At 36.6% G+C, this 6,000-nt stretch carries 8 protein-coding genes, 1 pseudogene and 1 other annotated feature (1 of these 10 cut by a window edge); of the genes and pseudogenes, 3 read left to right on the top strand and 6 right to left on the bottom strand.

What is annotated here, in order from left to right; all coding sequences use genetic code 11:
* Nucleotides 1-76: 76 nt before the first annotated feature.
* The 4 genes and pseudogenes from LMB56_RS03785 to LMB56_RS03770 all read right to left on the bottom strand — a co-directional run.
* Nucleotides 77-1,597 (bottom strand): annotated as a pseudogene (locus LMB56_RS03785) (IS1182 family transposase); the annotation flags it as partial.
* Between the two features lie 203 nt (nt 1,598-1,800).
* The gene (locus LMB56_RS03780) at nt 1,801-2,556 is read right to left on the bottom strand and encodes a DUF4097 family beta strand repeat-containing protein (protein WP_122480734.1); all 756 of its coding nucleotides are present in this window, start codon (nt 2,554-2,556) and stop codon (nt 1,801-1,803) included.
* Nucleotides 2,557-3,168: a DUF1700 domain-containing protein gene (locus LMB56_RS03775; protein ID WP_122480733.1), complete on the bottom strand. Its 612-nt coding sequence runs from the start codon at nt 3,166-3,168 to the stop codon at nt 2,557-2,559. It lies immediately after the preceding gene.
* A complete protein-coding gene (locus LMB56_RS03770) occupies nt 3,161-3,493 on the bottom strand; it encodes a PadR family transcriptional regulator (RefSeq protein WP_122480732.1) in 333 nt (110 codons plus the stop codon). The genes LMB56_RS03775 and LMB56_RS03770 overlap by 8 nt, the downstream gene beginning before the upstream one ends.
* Nucleotides 3,494-3,682: 189 nt before the next feature.
* Here LMB56_RS03770 and mscL point away from each other — a divergent pair, with 189 nt between their 5' ends.
* The 3 genes from mscL (at nt 3,683) to LMB56_RS03755 (ending at nt 4,831) form a co-directional block, all read left to right on the top strand.
* Nucleotides 3,683-4,054: a large-conductance mechanosensitive channel protein MscL gene (gene mscL / locus LMB56_RS03765; RefSeq protein WP_019253639.1), complete on the top strand. Its 372-nt coding sequence runs from the start codon at nt 3,683-3,685 to the stop codon at nt 4,052-4,054.
* A 133-nt stretch (nt 4,055-4,187) separates the two neighbouring features.
* Nucleotides 4,188-4,418, top strand: coding sequence for a hypothetical protein (locus LMB56_RS03760; protein WP_122480731.1), 231 nt, complete (start codon nt 4,188-4,190; stop codon nt 4,416-4,418).
* 128 nt (nt 4,419-4,546) lie between these two features.
* Entirely contained in the window at nt 4,547-4,831 is a 285-nt protein-coding gene (locus tag LMB56_RS03755) for a hypothetical protein (RefSeq protein ID WP_035154984.1), read from the top strand.
* A gap of 185 nt (nt 4,832-5,016) precedes the next feature.
* Here the strand turns inward: LMB56_RS03755 and rplL are convergent, their stop codons facing one another.
* Both rplL and rplJ read right to left on the bottom strand, forming a co-directional pair.
* Entirely contained in the window at nt 5,017-5,382 is a 366-nt protein-coding gene (gene rplL, locus LMB56_RS03750) for a 50S ribosomal protein L7/L12 (RefSeq protein WP_003666310.1), read from the bottom strand.
* A 62-nt stretch (nt 5,383-5,444) separates the two neighbouring features.
* A complete protein-coding gene (gene rplJ, locus LMB56_RS03745; protein WP_003666309.1) occupies nt 5,445-5,945 on the bottom strand; it encodes a 50S ribosomal protein L10 in 501 nt (166 codons plus the stop codon).
* Between the two features lie 32 nt (nt 5,946-5,977).
* Nucleotides 5,978-6,000, bottom strand: a sequence feature (ribosomal protein L10 leader region); it runs 96 nt beyond the window's last position.

Here is a 6,000-nt window from a genome sequence, read left to right as displayed (position 1 = left end):
AAAAAGGGACTGTGACATAAGTCTCTAAATTAAGAAGAGCCATTCGGAAATTGAAAAAATTTTCGAATGGCTCTTTCCTTTTTGATTTTTTACCTAGGAAATTGGACGGCCTTCCGGCCAATTTCTTCATATTTAATGCCATTAAGGCGACTCCAATTTGCTTTTTGACTTTCTTGAGGCCACGTACCGTGAATCTCGTGAATCCCAAATAAGCCTTCAAATTACCAAAAACTGTTTCAACATCGTACTTACGACGTGAATAAGTATTGGAACTTGAAAGCGACTTTCGTGCTTTGGCTTTAAAATACTCCCATTGTGGATTTACCATGATGTACTTGGTATTGCCATGTGGCGTTAATGCTTTAGGATTAATTTGATGATTTTCATCGTATTTTTCTGCTTGATATACTTTGAAGTCACGGTGAAATCCATACTTATCATTGCGGTAAGCGTAACGTTTAAAGTTAAAGCGAACACCAACCGGATTGATATAATAATCATCCTTAGCATGATATTCCCAATTCATCACTTTGTGATCATCAGACTTCCACTTACGACTGTTCTCTCTAAGCATTGTGCTGTAGGGAATGAGAGCCGTACAATCAGGTAACTCATCTTCAATATATTTATAATTACGTTCAGAACCATAGCCAGCATCAGCTACTATTTCTTTACCCAAAACGCCGTTTTGATCAAGATGTTTAAGAAATGGGATTAGTGTTCGAGTGTCAGTTGGATTTTGTAGGAGATCATAGCCAAGTACGAACTGTGAGTTAGTCATGATCTGAAGATTATATGCAGGTTTTGTTTGACCGTTACGCATTGGATCTTCCTTTAAGCGCATGAAGGTTGCATCATGATCAGTTTTAGAATAGCTATTACGTTTACCAGCGGTGGCTACTTGAGCTTTGTACTCGATATTTTTCTGACGACAATGATCTAATGCACGAAGGTATTTTTTAGCATGGCGGCGCTCTTGCTTTGCGGGATTAGGCGAAACCCTAGCGGTTTCTTCTACCCGCTTATTTAGTTCTTCAATTCGTTGTTCTAACAGTGCAATCGTAGTATCTAATTCATCGATTTGAAAATCGTCCAAGTTAGCATCTACTTTGACTTCCTCATGCATCTCACTAATTAACTTTCGTGCTTTGACAACATTCAAATCACTATATTTGATAGTACGCTTCTTCCATACGAAGGAATACTTATTAGCATTAGCAAGAATTTTAGTACCGTCAATAAAAGAAGCCTCATCAATCAATCCAGCCTTTTGAAGATAATCATGGAAATCTTTAAAACTAGCTTGAATCATTTCTGTCAGTTCTTTGGAAACGATAAATCTAGCAATTGTTCGATAAGTGGGGCGTTGTTCTTGGTTTAACCACATTGCGACAATGTTTTCTCGAGCAAATCTTTCGATTTTTCGACAAGAAACAATGCCGTAACTATAGGCCAGTAGGACTAATTTCAAAAGCATTCTCGGATCATATTCACGTGGTCGTCCCATAATATTAGGCTTAGAAATTGCCAAGCTTTCGACCAGTTGATGGATATAATAAGCTGGATGATTTTCTTCAGGTTGATAGTCAGTTGCCATAGCCAAAGTAAGTTGATTAATGTTATAATTATTCTGCATTATTATGTATATCCTTTCGAGGGTATTGAAGGCATCGAGGGTCAGTCGATGTCTTTTTCTTTTGTCAATATATCTATATTTTAAAGGAAAACGGAGCTGAATGAAATCCGAAGATTTCATCCAACTCCGTTTATTATTAGGGACTTATGTCACAGCCCCTTTTATTAATTTACTTCATTATCACCAGATTGCGTTATTAAGCGGAGCACATTTTCTGCATCATCATTTTGATGTAAGGGTTCTTCACCCTTATCTTCACCATTAAGTTCATTATCACCTGCATCAGTCTTTAGGAAATAACCATCAACAGTTGTATTTGTGACCGTATTATTACCAGAATGATTATTAACAGTATATTGTCCCTGAACTGTTAAATCATGCCCTGTAAAGTTACCTGACGAGAGTTTTGTACTTCCTCCACGTAATGTAACTTGACGGTATTCAACCTCGCCTGCGCCACTGTTAACATCAATATTGTCCATCTTAACTTGAGAAACTGTTAGACCACCACTCTCTAAATGAATACGACCAGCTAAGGCTTGATCATGTGGGATAGTCACAATGATTAAATCTTGGTGGGGCTGATAATCATTAAAGTTAAAGACAAGCGGAAAGCCACCAGTTTGGCGAATTGAAGCAACGTTATTATGAACAGTTACAGCCGGAGTATGCTTGCTTATACCAGAATAAGTAATCTGATATTTTTTGCCTTCACGAACTATTACATTAGCTGTCGATGCTGAGATATCAATCCGTTCAAAAGCTTTATTAGTACTTATTGTTTTAGTGTGAGAATGAAAAATTGCTGGACGATTGTTTTCAAAATAAACAGCCTTGTTACCATTATTAAAGAAGCCTATTCCGAGGAGGATTACTCCTAAGATTAAAACAATTACTCCTATCTTAAATATTCTTTTCATTTACTTTTTCCTCCTTGCCTGCACTTTTGCATAAATGAACTTAGCAAAGTTGGCAATCCCTTGAACAATAACTCTAATTAACCAGTAGATTAAAGGCAAACAAACAAGGAATAAGCCAATAAGGGTCACTCCTAGTCCAAGATAAAATAGTCCACTGAACAAGTTTGTCGCAATTAAACCAATTCCCACATAAAGAGATACAATTGCCATAGCAACAACTCCAAAGATCAAGACAATTATTCCAGCGATTAAACCTAATGCGACTCCCCCTGCTGCCAACAATAGTGCTAATACGGCAATTCCTAGCCCAAACGTTATTGGAGAAGTAATAATTGCTACTAGCACCCACCAAAAGACACGCCAACTAGAATGAGGCGAAGCAGGATGTCCTTCTTTGATCGACTCATTATTAGCTTTAATTGAATAATCGGCTAATATCTTATGACTTAACTGTCGTGGCGTTCCTAACCTTTCTTCAATCGCTGTTCGGGTCTCCAGCCCAGCGTCGGCAATATATTCGTCATAAAATTCTAAGGCATCATTTCGTTCTTCATCAGTTAATTGTCTTAAATATATTGATAAATCATTAATGTATTTTTGACGTTCATTCATCTTTATCTTCTCCCTCACCTAACCCATAAAAAATACCATCTAAACTATTTTTATAATCAGTCCATAACTTACGAATACGTTGTAAATGCTCCTTGCCGGCTTCCGTAATTTGATAATAACGGCGATTTCGCCCCTGGTAAGGCTGATCATAAGTTATTAAATAACCTTCTTTTTTTAACCGGCGTAAAACGGGATACATTGTTGATTCGGAAATGGTAATAGCTGATTGCATTCGCTGGGTTAAAGCATACCCATAGTAATCTTTGTGTTCAAGAATTGCTAAGACCATCCCATCGAGTAAGTCAGCTGTAATTTGAATCTTCATTCTATCCCTCCTTTTTAGCTGTAATATTATATGTCATATAATATAATGGTTTGATATAATATGCAATTATTATTTAAAAATAAATTAAATCTCCTTATGTCATCTCATAAAGGCCCTAAGCATATAATTATGTTTGATATAATCATAATTGAAGTTGTTCCCCTCTAGAGCTAGAAGGAGGCCTATTTTATGTTAAAAGAATTCAAAACATTCATTGCCCGCGGTAACGTTATTGACATGGCAGTTGGGATAATTGTTGGTGCAGCTTTTACATCAATCGTAAAATCCTTAGTTAATAACCTTATTAACCCCCTCATTGGCCTATTTATTGGTCGAATTGACTTATCTAACCTTGTCTTAACAGTCGGTGACGCTCAATTCAAATACGGAAGTTTCCTAAATGCGGTCATTAATTTCCTAATTATTTCCTTCGTCGTTTTCTTAATGGTAAAAGCAATCAACACTTTCCGTAAAAAAGAAGATAAAAAAACAGAAACTCCAAGTGAAGAAGTTATGTACCTTAAAGAAATTACTGAACTTCTGAAAAAGAATAAAGAATAATAAAAATGCTGGTTAAAAGTTTTTAATCAGCATTTTTATTATTGTATAATATTTTTATTTTTATACCATATTATTGGAATTGAATTTATATACTTGTTACTATCATGGTAGGACAACAAAAGAGGTGATAATTATGTTTAAAAAGAAAAATTGTCCTACGTCAAATAGCCAAAAAGATGCAACAAACGCATACCAAAAAGGTTATGATCAGGCAGTTAAGGATTATAAGGCACTAGAACCTTTCCGGAAGTATCCACAACGCATTATTAATGTCACCAATAAGTTTATTAAAGGTAAGATGCATGCTCTTCGTGACTATGTTGACGGATATGAAGATGCTAAGCAACAACTTTCCCAAAACTAGTAAAGCATTGCCAATTATTGTAAATAACTTCAATTGCTAACCATACCGTGTAATACTTTTTTCGAATGTTGCTATTCATCAGTTCCGCGTTTATTACCGTTTACCTAGGCCCTAAGGAGGGATATCTCATGTTATTTAATGTTATTTTTTGGATCTTAGCTATTTGGTTTGTTATTAATGTTATTTGGATGTGGTTCCAACTTAATAATCAAATACTACAAAAGACTTTCGCTTGGATCAATGTTTGTGCAATTGTTATCGGTTTCTGGGTTTATTATGGTGTATCACACGATGCAAGCGCAATCAACGGTTGGTTTATTGCTATGAACTGGGTTAACATTGCGATTGCCGCTATTCAATTCTACTTTGGTTACCGCACAAGTGACGATAGTACTACTCACCCTGCAAAGTAGTACTATTGACTTTTTTGAACTTTCCTATTTTTAAGATTTTTTGCACACATTATAAAATAGCTCCTCATTATTAAATAGTAGGGGCTATTTTCGTATTATAAAGGAATATCTTATAGGGGATCCCAAACAAAAAAGAGTTACGAAAAATTGCTTCTCGTAACTCTTTTTTATTTAATAATTTAAGACTACTTAAGGGTAACAGTAGCACCAGCGGCTTCAAGCTTTTCCTTGATGTCGTTAGCTTCGTCTTCCTTAACGTCTTCCTTGATAGCTGATGGAGCACCATCAACAAGGTCCTTAGCGTCCTTAAGACCAAGACCAGTAATGTCCTTAACAGCCTTAATAACCTTAACCTTAGCTGAACCTGGTTCAGTTAATTCTACAGTGAAGCTGTCCTTAGCAGCAGCGTCGCCACCAGCAGCACCTGCAACTGCAACTGGAGCAGCAGCAGAAACGTCGAATTCTTCTTCGATAGCCTTAACTAAGTCGTTAAGGTCAGAGATTGATGCTTCCTTTAATGAAGCAATGATAGCATCCTTATCAAAAGCCATGTTTATTTCCTCCAATATTTAGGTAATTAATTTTAATTTTATATTGTATTGATATACGGCAATTATGCGGCTTCGTCTTCCTTGTCGGCAATAGCCTTGACTGCGCGAGCAATCTTCCGCATTGGATCTTGCAATGCAGATGCAAGCATTGACAACAGTTCTTCGCGACCTGGCATATTTGCGTATTCGTTGATTTCGTCAAGAGTCTTAACACTCTTTTCGATGAAACCACCCTTGATTTCAAGAGCGTCGTGGTCATCAGCGAACTTCTTCAAGATCTTAGCTGGAGCAATTGGGTCTTCGTCAGAGAAGGCAACAGCAGTTGGTCCAACAAAAGTAGAACGAAGATCTTCGTAGTCAGTACCTTCAACAGCACGATCAAGAATCTTGTTCTTGATAACTGACATTTGGATACCAGCATCACGAAGTTGCTTACGTAAGTCAGTAACTTCCGCAACAGTTAAACCACGGTAATCTACAACGATAGCACTTTGAGCTGCATTAAGCATATCAGTAGTTTGTTTAACGATTTCAGCTTTCTTAGCAATAGCTGCTTCACTCATGAATTTTCACCTCCTGCAATGTTTTTTTGATCGGATTTATAAAAAAATCCCTATG

The organism is Limosilactobacillus reuteri (assembly GCF_020785355.1).
Classification (GTDB): domain Bacteria; phylum Bacillota; class Bacilli; order Lactobacillales; family Lactobacillaceae; genus Limosilactobacillus; species Limosilactobacillus reuteri_I.
This window is presented reverse-complemented; position numbering and strand designations above follow the sequence as displayed.

Coding starts and splice junctions, on each gene's coding strand:
- LMB56_RS03770 (WP_122480732.1), bottom strand. CDS start 3,493: ATGAAGATTCAAATTACAGCTGACTTACTCGATGGGATGGTCTTAGCA.
- LMB56_RS03775 (WP_122480733.1), bottom strand. CDS start 3,168: ATGAATGAACGTCAAAAATACATTAATGATTTATCAATATATTTAAGA.
- LMB56_RS03780 (WP_122480734.1), bottom strand. CDS start 2,556: ATGAAAAGAATATTTAAGATAGGAGTAATTGTTTTAATCTTAGGAGTA.
- mscL (WP_019253639.1), top strand. CDS start 3,683: ATGTTAAAAGAATTCAAAACATTCATTGCCCGCGGTAACGTTATTGAC.
- LMB56_RS03755 (WP_035154984.1), top strand. CDS start 4,547: ATGTTATTTAATGTTATTTTTTGGATCTTAGCTATTTGGTTTGTTATT.
- rplJ (WP_003666309.1), bottom strand. CDS start 5,945: ATGAGTGAAGCAGCTATTGCTAAGAAAGCTGAAATCGTTAAACAAACT.
- LMB56_RS03760 (WP_122480731.1), top strand. CDS start 4,188: ATGTTTAAAAAGAAAAATTGTCCTACGTCAAATAGCCAAAAAGATGCA.
- rplL (WP_003666310.1), bottom strand. CDS start 5,382: ATGGCTTTTGATAAGGATGCTATCATTGCTTCATTAAAGGAAGCATCA.